This window comes from Streptomyces pacificus (assembly GCF_011766325.1).
Classification (GTDB): domain Bacteria; phylum Actinomycetota; class Actinomycetes; order Streptomycetales; family Streptomycetaceae; genus Streptomyces; species Streptomyces pacificus.
Window position 1 is genome coordinate 1 of sequence record NZ_BLLG01000018.1, and the last position, 14,568, is coordinate 14,568.

Below are 14,568 nucleotides of genomic sequence, written 5' to 3' on the forward strand. Positions count from 1 at the left end.
CACGGGGCGCCGACCGGATCGGCGCATGCGCCGGGGCACCGGCCGGGCGGGGACGGCCTCGCCGCACGGCCCGGGCGTCGGCACCGCCCCACCGCACCCCCGGGATCCGGTCGCGCCTCGGCCACGGGGTACCCGCCCGCCCCGGTGCCCGGCCTCCGGGCGCACGCATGGCGCCGGTGCCCCGTGGACACCGGGCGGCGGTCCCCGCTCCGATGCGGGCACGGGGCGCCGACCGGATCGGCGCATGCGCCGGGGCACCGGCCGGGCGGGGACGGCCTCGCCGCACGGCCCGGGCGTCGGCACCGCCCCACCGCACCCCCGGGATCCGGTCGCGCCTCGGCCACGGAGTACCCGCCCGCCCCGGTGCCCGGCCTCCGGGCGCACGCATGGCGCCGGTGCCCCGTGGACACCGGGCGGCGGCGCCCGCTCCGATGCGGGCACGCACCCGCTACGGGCGGCCTGCGTCAGGCGGCCTGCGTCCGATGACCTTGCCCGCCCGGGCGCCGACTCCCCAGGCCGTGACCCGCCACAGGGCCTCCACGACGATGTCGCGGCTCATCTTCGAGTCGCCCAGCTCGCGCTCCACGAAGGTGATCGGCACCTCCACCACGTGGAATCCGGCCTCCACGGCCCGCCGGGCGAGGTCTACCTGGAAGCAGTAGCCCTGCGAGGCCACACCGTCCAACCCCAGCCCTTCGAGGGTCTCCTTGCGGAAGGCGCGGAACCCGCCCGTGACATCGCGGATCGGCACCCCGAGCAGCAGTCGCGAGTAGGTGCTGCCGCCGCGCGAGAGGAACTCACGGGACTTGGGCCAGTTCACGACCCGCCCGCCGGGCACCCACCGGGAGCCGAGGACGAGGTCGGCGCCCTTGAGCGCGGTGAGGAGCCTGGGCAGCTCCTCGGGCTGGTGGGATCCGTCGGCGTCCATCTCGACCAGGACGCCGTAACCGTGGTCGATGCCCCAGCGGAAGCCCGCGAGGTAGGCGGCGCCGAGCCCCTCCTTGCCCTTGCGGTGCAGGACGTGGACCTGTCCGTCCCCCGCCGAGAGCCCGTCGGCGATCTTCCCCGTCCCGTCGGGGCTGTTGTCGTCGGCGACCAGGATGTCGGCCTCCGGTACGGCGGCACGCACCCGGGAGACGATCGGCTCGATGTTCTCCGCCTCGTCGTAGGTCGGAATGATCACCAAGGCTCTGCCGAGCGGGCCGTATCGCCGCTGACCGCCGTCGTTCATGCTGCCCCTTTACGTCCGTACGCGGAGACCCACCATAGCGAGCACCGCGGGCAGAACGACGACGGTACGGTTCGGGGCCTGAGGGTCGGGCCCGGCGTCCTTCGGGCCGGCCCGGGATCCGCTGGCTGCGGGTCGGCCGAGAGCCGTTGTCTACTGAACGCCGGGCCCCACCCTGGTCGCACCCTCCCCCGGGCTCCGTCGGAGCAGAAGGGGACCCCGGCCGGCTGCGGCCGTCCCTCGCCCCGAGGCGCGGGCACTGGACCTGGCTCCCAGCGGCGGGGCCGGTGCGGCGCCCCGCCCCCTGGCCCAGCGGCGTTCGACGACTGCGTGGCGGCCGACCGGTCGGTGGTCCTTCGGTGGACCCGGCCGAACCTACCGGCCGACGGGCGCCGTCTGTCAACAGTTCCGAGATCTGCGGCGATTGGCCGGTTCCACCGAAGGGCGAAGAAGATCCGCAGGTAGTGGGGGAACCTCCGCTGCGGCGCACGCCGGCGCATCCCGTGCCGATGTCACCCGCCCGGCCGCACATAGACCGTTCGCCCGCGGACCACGGTCCGCAGGCACTCGGGAAGGGGGTTTCCCGGAGTGAGATCGGGCAGGCCGGGGGTGCCCGAGCGGGGGTCGGTGGACCATCGGGCGACCCGGTCGTCCGGTGCCTGGACCACGAGGTCGCCGGTGCGCCAGACCGCGTAGTCCGCGGGCGCGCCGGGCACCAGCGCGCCCCCGTCGTCGCGGCCGACGGCACGCCAGCCGCCCCGGGTGTGCGCGGTGAAGGCGGCGCGCACGGAGATCCGGTGCTCGGGGGTGCGGTGGAAGGCGGCGGCCCTGACCGTGCCCCACGGGTCCACCGGGGTGACCGGGCTGTCCGAGCCGAAGGCGAGCGGGACACCGGCGCGCAGCAGGGCGGCGTACGGATTGAGGGTGCGGGCCCGCTCGATGCCCAGGCGCTGGGCGTACATCCCGGTGTCACCGCCCCAGGCCGCGTCGAACGCGGGCTGCACCGAAGCGGTCAGGCCGAACGCGGCGAACGCGGCGACGGTTTCCGGGGTGAGCATCTCGGCGTGCTCGACCCGGTGGCGGGCTGCGCGGATCCGGGCCGTGCCGAGGGCACTGGCGGCGGCCTCCATGCCCGAGACGACGTTGCCGATCGCGTGGTCGCCGATGGCGTGGAAGCCGGCCTGGAGCCCGGCCTCGGTGCACGCGGTGACATGCGCGGCCACGGCGGCCGCGTCGAGACGGGCGGCACCGGCGTGCGCGGCGTCGGCGTAGGGCTCGTTCAGGCAGGCGGTGTGCGAGCCCAGCGAGCCGTCGGCGAAGAGGTCTCCGGCCGCGCCGGCGGCTCCGAGGGCGCGGGCCTGCTCCACGTCCGTGCCGGCCCAGTACCCCACGACCCGGGGCCCCGGTTCGTCCGCCGCCGTCCTGAGCAGCCCGGTGAAGTCGTCCTCGGAGGAGATGTCGGGCCCGCCGCACTCGTGGACGGTGCCGATGCCGAGCGAAGCGGCGTGCCGCAGTGCGGCCCGCTGGGCCTCGGTCCGCTGCCCGGGCGAGACCGAGGAGTGCGCGACGGAGCGCACGGCGTGGTGCGCCGCGCCGCTGAGCGGCTCGCCGTCGCGGAAGCCGGTCATGTCGCGGACCGCGGGCACGAGGTCGAGCATCGCGGTGGTGACCAGGGCGGAGTGGACATCGATCCGGGTGAGGTAGAGCGGGCGGCCTCCGGTGAGCCCGTCCAGTTCCGCCCTGCCGAGCGGACGCTGCTCGGGCCAGCGCGCGGCGTCCCAGCCGTGTCCGATGAGGATGCGGTCGGCGGGCCGCGCCCGGGCGTACGCCCGGATGCGCTCCGCCGCCTCGGCGAGCGAGGCGGCGGTGGAGAGGTCGAGTCCGGTGAGTGCGAGACCCGTCGCGGTGGTGTGGACGTGCGCGTCCACGAAGGCCGGGGTGACCAGGGCGCCTTCGAGGTCGACCACCTCGTCCACGCCCGGGGCGAAGGCGTCCGCTGCGCCCTCGGAACCCACCCAGGCGACGTGCCCGCGCTCGACGACCATCGCGGTGGCGAAGGGGTCGGCGGGGCTGTGGACCTCCCCGCCGCGCAGCAGCAGGGTGCGGTGTTCGACCGGGGTCGCTCTCTCGCTCATGAGGACAGCCTAGATTCGCGGTGGCCGTGCCTCGTACGGGGTGGAGAGCACCACGGTCGTGCGGGTGGAGACGCCGGCCAGCGAGCGGATCTGGCCGAGCAGTTCCTCGAGCTCCAGCGGGGTCCCGACGCGGACCTTCAGGATGTAGTTCTCGTCGCCGGCGACGCTGTGGCATGCCTCGATCTCGGGCACGCCCGCCAGCCGCTGGGCGATGTCGTCGGGGGCGCTCGGGTCGAAGGGTTTCACCGAGATGAACGCGGTGAGGGGCAGGCCGACCTCCTCGGGGTCGACGACGGCCGCGTACCCCCGGATGACACCCCGCTGCTCGAGGCGGCGCACCCGCTGGTGCACCGCCGAGGTGGACAGGCCCGTGGCCCTGCCCAGATCGGTGTAGCTCATGCGCCCGTCCCTGACGAGCAACTCGACGATCCGACGATCCAGCTCCTCCATGCAGGTCAACCTATTGCCCTCGGACCCCTCCGGCACAGCCGAGCGCCCCTTGCCGAGGCACCCGCGCCAAGCATGTGACGAACGCCACAGCCATGGGGCCCTGTCCGGTGGAGCCGCGCGGTTACCCGGTGGGGCGGGCGGGAAGTGCTTGGTGTGGTCGAGGCCGCAGGTGCCTGGTCGGCCCATCCGAGGGGGAGATTCGCCATGCAGAGTGTGAAGCGCACCGCACGCCACGAACCGGAGTTCGCCGATTCCGTCGCTCCTGACGAGGACGACGAGTTCGACTCCTCCAGCACCTTCGAGATGTACCGGGTCGTCTGCCCGGACTGCGCACAGCCGATCGCGCTGCTCGCGGACGAGCACGCGCTCCCCGAGCACGCGCTGTGCCCGACACCGTGGAACCCGTTCGTGCTCGCGGTCTGCGCGGGGACGGGCCGGGCCGCGGCGGACGCCCGCCCGGCCGACGACACGCTCGAGGTGCAGGAGCAGGACACCGCACTGCTGTTGACGCTCCCCCAGGGCCTGGACTGGCGGACGCAGCCCTTCTCGCACGTCGGCGGCCCGGGCTCACGCCCCCTGAAGGTACCCCCGATGCGGCGGGCCGCCTGAGCCCTCGGCCCTCTCAACGGGATCCCGCATACCGCGGCGGCAACGCCGCCGCGGTGCGGGACCGGCCCCGGCCGGGCCGTCGCCCGCGGGCGGGCCCCGGGTCTGCGGGACCCCCGGCGCACCCGTGCGCAGCCGGCAAGGGTCCGGGACACGCCACCGCCGACGCACCGTGCGCCCGCGCCCCGCGGTGACAGGGCGAACCGGTGCGATGCGCGAGCGGCGGCGGGGTGACTCCGCGCGGCCGGGCGCCGTTGGGACGGGGATGACCGCGCAGCGCCCCCAGGGCGGCCCGGGCCGCCGCCGGCTGATGACATCACGTCGGAAGGTGCCGGTTCCGCATCCGGCGCATCCGCCGGATCCGCCGATCCCCCGTGATCTGCTGGGCCGTTGGGCCCGTGCGGGACGGACCCTGCCGGGCCGTCGCGACCACGAGTTCAACCGGCTCACGGCGGCGCCTGCGTGGGCCGGCAGCACCGGCTGGGTCAGCGGGACTCGGGCCCGGCCAGGTGACGGGCGATGACCATCCGCTGGATCTGGTTGGTGCCCTCGACGATCTGCAGCACCTTCGCCTCGCGCATCAGCCGCTCCACGGGGAAGTCCGAGGTATAGCCGTAGCCGCCGAGGATCTGCACGGCGTCCGTCGCCACCTGCATCGCCGTGTCGGTGCAGAACAGTTTGGCCATCGCCGCCTCCTTCGAGAACGGCAGGCCCCGGTCGCGCAGCCGCGCGGCGGCGAGGTAGAGCGCACGGCCCGCCTCCACCTTCGTGGCCATGTCGGCCAGCATGAAGCGCAGGCCCTGGAAGTCGGCGATGGGGCGGCCGAACTGCCGTCTGCCGCCGGCATAGGACAGGGACTCGTCGAGCGCGGCCTGGGCCACGCCGATCGCACAGGCGGCGATGCCGAGGCGCCCCGAGTCGAGGGCGGAGAGCGCGATCGCGAAGCCCTGCCCCTCGTCGCCGATCCGGCGGGACTCGGGAACGCGCACACCGTCGAAGTGAAGCTGCGCGGTGGGCGAACCCTTCATACCCATCTTCTTCTCGGGCGCGGCCGCGCTCAGTCCCTCCGCGTCACCCGGCACCAGGAACGCCGAGATACCGCGGGCGCCCTCGCCCCCGGTCCGGGCGAGCACGGTGTAGAAGTCGGCGACCCCGCCGTGGGTGATCCATGCCTTGGTCCCGGTGACGACCCAGCCGTCGCCCTCGCGCTCGGCCCTGGTGCGCAGGGAGGCCGCGTCCGAGCCGGAGGACGGCTCGGAGAGGCAGTACGCGCCGAGCAGGCCCCCGCCGAGCATCGCGCCCAGGTGCTCGGCGCGCTGCTCCTCGGTCCCGTAGCCGGCCAGCGCGTGGCAGGCGAGGGAGTGGACACTGACGCCGAGGCCCACGGTGAGGCGGGCGCCGGCCAGTTCCTCGAGGACCTGCAGATAGACCTCGTAGGGCTGGTCGCCCCCGCCGTACTCGGAGCCGTAGGGGAGACCGAGCAGTCCCGATTCGGAGAGCAGGGAGAACAACTCGCGCGGGAAGCGGCCCGCTTCCTCCTCCTCGGCCGCGCGTGGAGCGATCTCCCGCTGGACGATCTCTCGGACCAGCGCGATCAGATCCCTGGCCTCCTCGGTGGGCAGTGTGCGGTCCACCGGCTGCGGGGCGCGGTCGGGCATGGCGGCGCTCTCCTCCCTGTCGGGCGCTGCGGCGGCCGCACGCCAAGGGTTGAGCGGCGCCGCCGGACGTCACTGGTATGCCGATGCTGCCCTCCCGGATCACGGAAGTGGCTGACCAGCGGCTGTGTAGCGGGTTGAGTATGCCCCATCGGGCGGCGTCCGTCACGGGCCGAAGCCGCGCCCCTCAGCCGCTCCGGGCGCACCACGGGGCCTGCGGGGGCCGACGGGCCGTCCGGGGGGGGGCGCGCGTCGCCGGGGCGGCTGTCCCCGGCCTTGGACCTTCCGCACCTCCGCCGCGCGGCGCTTCGGCGCCACGGGCACCGGCCTCTGCCGGCGGCACGGCCCGCGACGGCCCGAGGGCCCGGCCCGCCTCCCCGTTAGGGTGAGCCCCATGAGCCGCCTCCCGCCACCGGAGCGCGCCGCCACCGGACTGCGCGCGCTGCCGCCGTCCTGCGGTCCGGTCCGGCTGGTCGCCGTGGACGGCCACGCGGGCTCCGGCAAGAGCACCTTCGCCGGCCTGCTCGCCGGGGCCGCCGGCGGGGCGCCGGTGCTCCGCCTCGACGACCTCGCGACCCACGACGAGCTCTTCTCCTGGACCGGCCGCCTGCTCCAGCAGGTGATCGGCCCCTGGTCCCGGGGCGACAGCGCGGTCTACCGGCCGTACGACTGGGAACTTGGCCGCCTCGGCCCTCCGCTCAGCCTGCCGCCCGCGCCGCTCGTCCTCCTCGAGGGCGTGGGCGCGGGCCGCCGCGCGCTGCGGCCCCATCTGGCGGGGCTGCTGTGGATGGAGCGGGACCCTCAGGGGTCGTGGTCGCGGGGCCGGCGCCGCGACGGGCCGGAGCTCGCAGGATTCTGGGACGCCTGGACGGCGGCCGAGACCCGGCACTTCGCGGGCGATCCCTCGCGGCCTTTCGCCGACACTCTGATACGCGAGTCACCCGAGGGGTACGAGTGGCTGCCGGGGCCCGGCGCGACCGCAGGGGCGAGCCCCTTCCTCACGCAACGTGACCAGGTCTGAGGGGCATACCGGGCGGTCGGGGATCCCGGCTGCCGGGTGCGCCAACTCTGCTTGACCCAGGGCCCTTACAGGTCCTACGTTCTCACTGTGCGGCTCCTCGGAGCCGCCAGGACGCGAAGCCCCCGGTTGTTCCCCCGTGACCGGGGGCTTCGTTCTGCCCCGGCGCCTACTCCCGGCCCCTTCGCGGCACCGTCTCGACACCCCGCGCTCACCGAGGGTCACCGGCCGCCCCCTGCCCACGCGCCCTTAATCAGCCGCCCCGCGCCCGGGTACCATGCACTCCGGTGCGGTCAATTCCCGTCCACCACACGGTGGTTCGGCACGCTCCGCCGGGCATCCGCCCGGGGGACAGCACGGGGGCAGGCAGGTGGGGGACCGGATGGACATCGGCACGCAGGGCTCACCCGCCCCGGCCGACCTCGCCTGGGTGCGCGGCGTGGACGCCTACACCATGGGGGCCTACCCGCAGGCGGAGGAGGAGTTCAGGACCGCGGTGCGGATCGACCCGGGGATGGCCGACGGCTGGCTCGGCCTGCACGCCCTGCGTGCGGACACCACTACCGCGCTGCTGCGGATGCACCGGAGCCGGGAGCGCTTCGGCGAGCAGCGGTCCCGGCACCGCCGCACGCTGAACTCCTGGTACTGGCTCGGCTGGTGGGTGCAGCCCGTACTGGAGAGCCCGCGCGACCTCCTGCTCGCGCACGCCTCGCACTGGCTCGACGGCCGTCATGTGCCGGAGCTGGACCAGGCGCTGGCCGGGCTGCCGCCGGTCGACGCCGATCCGCAGGTCAGGTTTCTGCACGCGTGCCGGGCCTATCTGGTCAAGGACTGGGATCAGCTGGTGCGGCACACCGGGCCGCTCGTCGACGATCCGCTGCTCGGTATCGAGGCCGGCCTGTTCGCCGGTATGGCCCGGGTGCGGCTGGAGATGTACGGGCAGGCGGAGCCGATGCTGGCCGCCGCGCTGATGCGCTGCCGCAGCGAGCAGCCCCAGCGCAAGGAACTGCGCTACTGGCTGGCCCGGGCCCATGAGGGCACCGGCCGCAGCGCGGCCGCCCTGCCGCTGTACCGGGCCGTGCACCGGGTGGATCCCGCGTTCATGGACACCTCGGCGCGGCTCGCCGCGATCGACGACTACGAATACGTCGACGGCATCGACGGCATCGACGGCACGGACGAGGCCGCGGGGCTGGCCGCGGTCTCGCTGGCGGGCGCGGGAGCGGGCGCGGGCCAGGAAGCGGCGGAGACCACGCCGTCGGAAGGGGACCCTCCCCTCGTCCCCGAACCGCGCTACGCCGGCGAGCCCCAGCCGCCGTTCGGGGCGCCGGCGCCGGCCGCGGCCGGCCCGCCCGACCGGGCGCGCGAGAAGGCCGGAAGCCCTTCCCGCACGGCGCCCCGGTTCCCGTCCGGGCCCACCGATCCCGTGCTGCTCGCCGAAGCGCTCGCGGAGCTGGAGCGGATGGTGGGCCTGGAGCCGGTGAAGCGGCAGGTGAAGGCGCTCTCCGCGCAGCTGAACATGGCCAGGCTGCGGGCCGGGGAGGGCCTGCCCGTCCATCCCCCGAAGCGGCACTTCGTCTTCTCCGGCCCCTCCGGCACGGGCAAGACGACCGTGGCCCGCATCCTCGGCCGGGTCTTCTACGCCCTCGGCCTGCTGGGCGGCGACCATCTGGTCGAGGCGCAGCGCTCCGATCTGGTCGGGGAGTTCCTGGGGCAGACCGCGGTGAAGGCCAACGAGCTGATCGACTCGGCACTCGGCGGTGTGCTGTTCGTGGACGAGGCGTACGCGCTCTCCAACAGCGGCTACAGCAAGGGCGACGCCTACGGCGACGAGGCCCTGCAGGTGCTGCTGAAGCGGGCGGAGGACAACCGGGACCATCTGGTGGTCATCCTCGCCGGCTATCCGGAGGGCATGGACCGGCTGCTCGCCACCAACCCGGGGCTGTCCTCGCGGTTCACCACCCGGGTCGACTTCCCCTCGTACCGGCCGCTGGAGCTGACCGCGATCGGCGAGGTGCTGGCGGCGGCGAACGGCGACGGATGGGACGGCGAGGCGCTGGACGAGCTGCGGTCGATCAGCGGCCATGTGGTGGACCAGGGCTGGATCGACGAGCTGGGCAACGGCCGCTTTCTGCGCACGCTCTACGAGAAGAGCTGCGCCTACCGGGACCTGCGGCTCTCGGGGTGGCCGGGCACGCCGACGCGGGAGGACCTGGCGACGCTCCGGCTGCCCGATCTGATGCAGGCGTACGGCGAGGTGCTGTCGGGCCGGGGCCCGCGGGAGCGCGGCCCGCAGGACTTCGGCGGCCCGTGAGCCCCGCGGGCGCGTGGAGGCCGCGGACCGCAGCGGGCCCGGCCGCCACGCAGCCGGGCCCCGCCGGGAGGAAGCGGCCCCGCCCCGCACCGCGGGGCGGGGCGGTGCGGGGGCGCGCGGGCACACCCGCGTTCCCTTGCCCGCGTCCGCCCCGCCCTGCCCCCTGGCCCGCCCGTGCCCGGGAGCGCGGGCGCGGCCTCAGACCCCGCTCGGGCTGGGCTGCTGGGAGCGGACGTCCTGCTGGTGCGGCGGATCGGTCATCAGACCGCCCGGGTGGGCAGCCGTGCGGGAGGGGCCCCGTACGGGCACCTCGGCCGGCGGCACCGGAGGGTGGGCCGGGTCGCGCACCTCGCCCACGAGCTTCTCCAGGACGTCCTCGAGGGCCACCAGTCCGAGGACCCGCCCGGAGGCGTCGGCGACCTGGGCCAGATGGGTGGCCGCGCGGCGCATCACGGTGAGCGCGTCGTCGAGCGGCAGCTCCGGCCTCAGCGTGGCCATGGGGCGCCAGATGTGCTGCGGCACGGCCCGCTCGCCGTCGTCCAGTTCCAGCACGTCCTTGACGTGGAGGTAGCCCATGAACCGGTCGCCTCCCTCACCGCGCACGGGGAACCGGGAGTATCCGGTGCGGACGGTCAGCCCCTCGATCTCCCTCGGCGTCACCGACGGCGGCACCGTGACCAGGCAGGAGCGCGCGATCAGGACGTCCGTCACGGGGCGGCTGCCCAGCTCGAGGGCGTCCTCGAGGCGCTCCTGCTCGTCCGCGTCGAGGAGTCCGGCCTGGCCGGCGTCCTCGACCAGCCGGCCCAGCTGGTCGCTGGTGAAGACGGCCTCGACCTCGTCCTTCGGTTCGACCCTGAAGAGCCCGAGTACCAGCCGGGAGCAGGCGCCGAGGGCCACGGTCACCGGGCGGCACAGCCGGGCGAAGCCGACCAGCGCGGGGCTGAGCCAGAGCGCGGTCTTCTCCGGGGCGGCCATCGCCAGGTTCTTCGGCAGCATCTCGCCGACCACGAGGTGGAGGAAGACGACGGCGGCCAGGGCGATCACATAACCGAGCGGGTGGACCAGCCCCTCGGGCAGGCGCAGGGCGTGGAACACCGGCTCCAGCAGTCGCGCCACGGTCGGTTCGGCGACGGCTCCCAGGGTCAGCGAGCAGACGGTGATGCCGAACTGGGCGGCGGCCATCATCTGCGGCAGGTTCTCCAACCCGTGCAGGACCTGCCGGGCCCGGGAAGAGCCCTGGGCGGCGAGCGGCTCCACCTGGCTGCGGCGTACCGACACGAGCGCGAACTCCGCGCCGACGAAGAAGCCGTTGGCGAGTACCAGGAGCAGTGCGAACAGCAGGTGGAGGAGGCTCACCGGACGGCCTCCGCCACAGCCGGGGAGGCACCCGCCGTTCGGACCAGCCTGACCCGTTCGGCGCGGTAGCGGTCGACCCGGCGGACCGAGAGCCGCCAGCCCGGCAGCTCCGCGCGGTCGCCGGGCGCCGGGATCCGGCCGAGCAGGTCGGCGACGAGGCCGGCGACGGTCTCGTACGGGCCGTCGGGTACGTCCAGGCCTATCCGCCGCAGGGTGAGGACGCGGCAGCTGCCGTCCGCCTCCCAGGCCGGCCTGCCGTCCTCGGGCGGCGCCGGGGCCAGCTCGGGCCTGCCGTCGGCCTCGGCGTCGTGCTCGTCGAGGACCTCGCCGACGATCTCCTCGACGATGTCCTCCAGGGTGACGACCCCGGCGGTACCTCCGTACTCGTCGACGACGACGGCGATCGGCTGCTCGCTGCGCAGGTGCCGGAGCAGCCGCCGTACCGGCAGGGTCCCGGGGACCAGCAGCGGGGGCACGGCGATACGGCCGACCGGGGTACGCGGCCGCTCATGGGCCGGCACGGCGAGCGCGTTCTTCAGATAGACCATTCCGACGATCTCGTCGATGCGGTCCCGGTAGACCGGGAACCGGGAGAGACCGGTGCCGCGGGTGAGGTTGAGGACGTCCGCCGCGGTCGCGTCGGAGTGCAGGGCGCTCATCTTCACCCGGGGGGTCATCACATGCTGGGTGGTGAGCCCGCCGAGCGACAGGGTCCTGACGAACAGATCCGCCGTGTCCTCCTCCAGGGCACCGGCCCGCGCCGAGTGGCGGGCCAGGGAGACCAGTTCGCCGGGGGTTCGGGCGGAGGCCAGCTCCTCGGCGGGCTCCACACCGAACGCGCGTACGAGATGGTTGGCCACGGCGTTGAGGAGGGCGATCACGGGCCGGAACACCGCCGAGAAGCGGTACTGCGGGCCGGCCACGAACCGGGCTACCTGCAGCGGCCTCGACACGGCCCAGTTCTTCGGGACGAGTTCACCGACCACCATCTGGACGGAGGACGCGAGCAGCATGCCGATCACGACGGCGACGCCCGGGACGGCCGCGCCGGGAATCCCCGCGGCGGTGAGCGGCCCGCCGAGCAGCCGGGCGAGGGCGGGCTCGGCCAGCATACCGACGACGAGGGAGGTGAGGGTGATGCCGAGCTGGGTGCCGGAGAGCTGGAACGACAGCTCGCGAAGGGCCCGGACGACGGCCCCGGCACGGCGGTCGCCCCCGGCGGCCGCGCGCTCCGCGTCCGCGCGTTCCACGGTGACCAGGCCGAACTCGGCGGCCACGAAGAATCCGTTGGCGAGGATGAGCAGGAATGCCGCGAGCAGCAGCAGTAGCGGGATGATCATGCCGCCGCCTCCGGGGAGGGGGCGGCGCAGGTACTACCGGACGATCCGTCCATTGCCGGAGAGGGTCACTCCTCGGGTCGCTGGGGTGCCTCACGGGCCGTGGCCGGCCCATCGGGGTGAGGCGGAGGCGCGCCCGGCGCCTCCGGGGGCAAGAGTAATCACGAGTTCGCCCCGAGGGGCAGGGGACTCAGCGGTCGCCCGTGCCGGTGCCTCGTGATTCGGCGAGCAGGCGCAGGGCGCGGGCGTCGCGGAGGGCTTGGTGGCGGGCGATTCCCGGCTGGATCCCGAGAGCCGGAAGGCTGGTGCCGTCACTCAGATCGAGGAACACCCAGGGGTCACCCGGACGGAGGTTCACGCGAACGATCTCCGCCCACTCCAGCCGCCGCGTCCGGGTCAGGTTGACGACCGTGACGCCTCGTTCGTCGGCGACGACCTTGGGGCGGCTGAGCAGCGCCAGCACCGCGAAGAACAGCACCGCGGTGAGGACGAAGCTGGCCCGCTCCGCCGGGCTGAGCCGCTCCAGCGCGACGGCGACGGCGGTGATCACCGCGAACATCGCCGTCCCGACCGACAGCAGGACCGCCCGGGTGCGGGTGGGCCTGAAGGTCACCGGGAGGGCGGGCGGTTCCTGCTGGTCCATGTACACGCTCCGTGCCGTCCGGTCCTCAGAGGCGGCAGGCGTGGATCGCCGTCGTCAGGATCGCGCGGGCGCCGAGGTGGTAGAGGTCGTCCATGATCCGCTGCGCCTCGACGGCCGGGACCATCGCCCGGACGGCGACCCATCCCTCGTGGTGGAGGGGGGAGACGGTCGGGGACTCCAGGCCCGGGGTGAGGGCGGCGGCCTGCTCCAGGTGCTCGACCCGGCAGTCGTAGTCCATCATCACGTAGGAGCGGGCGACCAGGACGCCCTGGAGGCGGCGGAGGAACCGCTGCACCCCGGGGTCGTCCCGATCGGCGCCGGTCCGGCGGATGACGACGGCCTCGGAGGTGATGATCGGCTCGCCGACGACGGAGAGACCGGCGTTGCGCAGACTGGTTCCCGTCTGCACCACATCGGCGATGACCTGGGCGACGCCCAGCTCGATCGCGGTCTCGACGGCCCCGTCCAGGTGGACGACGGAGGCGTCGATGCCCTTGTCGGCGAGATGCTTGGCGACGATGCCCTCGTACGAGGTGGCGACCGTCAGCCCGCCGAAGTCCTCGACGCCGGAGGCCGTGCCGGGCTTGGTGGCGTAGCGGAAGGTGGAGCGGGCGAAGCCGAGCTGGAGGATCTCCTCGGCGCTGGCCCCGGAGTCGAGGAGCAGGTCCCGTCCGGTGATGCCGATGTCGAGGCGGCCCGAGCTGACGTAGACGGCGATATCGCGGGGACGCAGGTAGAAGAACTCGACCTCGTTCTCGGGGTCGACGAGCACGAGCTCCTTGGAGTCCTTGCGCTGGAGATAGCCCGCCTCATGGAGCATCTCCCCCGCAGGTCCGGAGAGTGAACCCTTGTTGGGGACGGCGATGCGCAGCATGAGACGGGCTTCCTTCGGGTGCGTGGGTGCTTGCGTGGGTTGGTTCTGCGGGTTCTGCGGGTTCTGCGGGTTCTGCGGGTTCTGCGGGACGAGTGTGCTCAGAGATGGGCGTAGACGTCGTCGAGGCTGATCCCTCGTGCGACCATCATCACCTGGACGTGGTACAGCAGCTGCGAGATCTCCTCGGCGGCGGCTTCCCCGCCCTCGTACTCGGCGGCCATCCACACTTCGGCCGCCTCCTCGACGATCTTCTTGCCGATGGCATGGACGCCCTCGCCGACCAGCTCGGCGGTGCGGGAGGTCGCGGGGTCGCCGTTGGCGGCCTTGTGCTGGAGCTCGGCGAAGAGCTCCTCGAACGTCTTCTTGGACATGGTGGTCCCACCCTACGCGGAAGCGGGCACTCCTCAGCGCCAGGGTTCGGATACCGAACGCAGCGTCGCCGCGGTGGCCACGGCGGCGGTGACCGCCTCGTGCCCCTTGTCCTCGCTCGAACCCTCCAGGCCGGCCCGGTCCAGCGCCTGCTCCTCGGTGTCGCAGGTGAGTACGCCGAAGCCGACGGGGACGCCGGTGTCGACGGAGACCCGGGTCAGGCCCTGGGTGACGCCCTGGCACACATAGTCGAAGTGGGGTGTGCCGCCCCGGATGACGACGCCGAGTGCCACGATGGCGTCGTAGCCGCGCCCCGCCAGCACCTTGGCGACGACGGGGAGCTCGAAGCTGCCGGGGACCCGCAGCAGGGTCGGCTCGTCGATGCCCAGCTCGTGCAGGGCGCGCAGGGAGCCGTCGACGAGTCCGTCCATGATCTTCTCGTGCCACTGGGCCGCGATGACGGCCACGCGGAGGTCTCCGCAGTTGCGTACGGACAGTTCGGGTGCGCCCTTGCCGCTCACGTGTCTCCTCGTTCCTGGTTGCTGCTGGTCGCCGCAGGTGTGCGCCGGCCGGTCGCCACTGG

Annotated in this window: 13 protein-coding genes; 3 read left to right on the forward strand and 10 right to left on the reverse strand. The window is 74.0% G+C overall.

Translation table 11 applies throughout. The features are described 5' to 3' along the window. Positions 1-448: 448 nt before the first annotated feature. From SCWH03_RS22850 to SCWH03_RS22860, 3 genes are all read right to left on the reverse strand, one after another. A complete protein-coding gene (locus SCWH03_RS22850; RefSeq protein WP_173266178.1) occupies positions 449-1,231 on the reverse strand; it encodes a polyprenol monophosphomannose synthase in 783 nt (260 codons plus the stop codon). A 509-nt stretch (positions 1,232-1,740) separates the two neighbouring features. After that, a complete protein-coding gene (locus tag SCWH03_RS22855; protein WP_173266179.1) occupies positions 1,741-3,363 on the reverse strand; it encodes an amidohydrolase in 1,623 nt (540 codons plus the stop codon). A 9-nt stretch (positions 3,364-3,372) separates the two neighbouring features. Beyond that, positions 3,373-3,813, reverse strand: a complete 441-nt coding sequence (locus SCWH03_RS22860; protein WP_173266180.1) for an Lrp/AsnC family transcriptional regulator — start codon at positions 3,811-3,813, stop codon at positions 3,373-3,375. A gap of 204 nt (positions 3,814-4,017) precedes the next feature. Between SCWH03_RS22860 and SCWH03_RS22865 the strand changes: the two genes are divergently transcribed. Next, complete coding sequence (locus tag SCWH03_RS22865; protein ID WP_173266181.1) at positions 4,018-4,422, forward strand: hypothetical protein; 405 nt, start codon at positions 4,018-4,020, stop codon at positions 4,420-4,422. A gap of 482 nt (positions 4,423-4,904) precedes the next feature. On the opposite strand, the gene SCWH03_RS22870 is transcribed toward SCWH03_RS22865, so the two are convergent. Continuing rightward, positions 4,905-6,077 (reverse strand): acyl-CoA dehydrogenase family protein, encoded by a 1,173-nt coding sequence (locus SCWH03_RS22870; RefSeq protein WP_173266182.1) that lies wholly within the window; start codon positions 6,075-6,077, stop codon positions 4,905-4,907. A gap of 391 nt (positions 6,078-6,468) precedes the next feature. On the opposite strand from SCWH03_RS22870, the gene SCWH03_RS22875 reads away from it, so the two are divergent. Both SCWH03_RS22875 and SCWH03_RS22880 read left to right on the forward strand, forming a co-directional pair. Continuing rightward, positions 6,469-7,095, forward strand: a complete 627-nt coding sequence (locus SCWH03_RS22875; RefSeq protein WP_173266183.1) for a nucleoside/nucleotide kinase family protein — start codon at positions 6,469-6,471, stop codon at positions 7,093-7,095. Positions 7,096-7,474: 379 nt separating this feature from the next. Next, positions 7,475-9,406 (forward strand): AAA family ATPase, encoded by a 1,932-nt coding sequence (locus SCWH03_RS22880; RefSeq protein ID WP_173266184.1) that lies wholly within the window; start codon positions 7,475-7,477, stop codon positions 9,404-9,406. A 198-nt stretch (positions 9,407-9,604) separates the two neighbouring features. On the opposite strand, the gene SCWH03_RS22885 is transcribed toward SCWH03_RS22880, so the two are convergent. From SCWH03_RS22885 to ribH, 6 genes are all read right to left on the reverse strand, one after another. Next, entirely contained in the window at positions 9,605-10,762 is a 1,158-nt protein-coding gene (locus SCWH03_RS22885; protein ID WP_173266185.1) for a hemolysin family protein, read from the reverse strand. Then, positions 10,759-12,102, reverse strand: coding sequence for a hemolysin family protein (locus SCWH03_RS22890; RefSeq protein WP_173266186.1), 1,344 nt, complete (start codon positions 12,100-12,102; stop codon positions 10,759-10,761). The genes SCWH03_RS22885 and SCWH03_RS22890 overlap by 4 nt, the downstream gene beginning before the upstream one ends. 187 nt (positions 12,103-12,289) lie before the next feature. Further along, positions 12,290-12,742 carry a PH domain-containing protein gene (locus SCWH03_RS22895; protein ID WP_173266187.1) on the reverse strand — a complete coding sequence of 151 codons (453 nt, stop codon included), beginning with the start codon at positions 12,740-12,742 and terminating at the stop codon, positions 12,290-12,292. A 25-nt stretch (positions 12,743-12,767) separates the two neighbouring features. After that, positions 12,768-13,616 carry an ATP phosphoribosyltransferase gene (hisG, locus tag SCWH03_RS22900; protein ID WP_173266188.1) on the reverse strand — a complete coding sequence of 283 codons (849 nt, stop codon included), beginning with the start codon at positions 13,614-13,616 and terminating at the stop codon, positions 12,768-12,770. A gap of 98 nt (positions 13,617-13,714) precedes the next feature. Continuing rightward, on the reverse strand, positions 13,715-13,987 hold the full coding sequence (locus SCWH03_RS22905) for a phosphoribosyl-ATP diphosphatase (RefSeq protein ID WP_173266189.1): 273 nt from the start codon (positions 13,985-13,987) through the stop codon (positions 13,715-13,717). Between the two features lie 33 nt (positions 13,988-14,020). Further along, a complete protein-coding gene (gene ribH, locus SCWH03_RS22910; RefSeq protein WP_173266190.1) occupies positions 14,021-14,506 on the reverse strand; it encodes a 6,7-dimethyl-8-ribityllumazine synthase in 486 nt (161 codons plus the stop codon). Between the last annotated feature and the right edge of the window lie 62 nt (positions 14,507-14,568).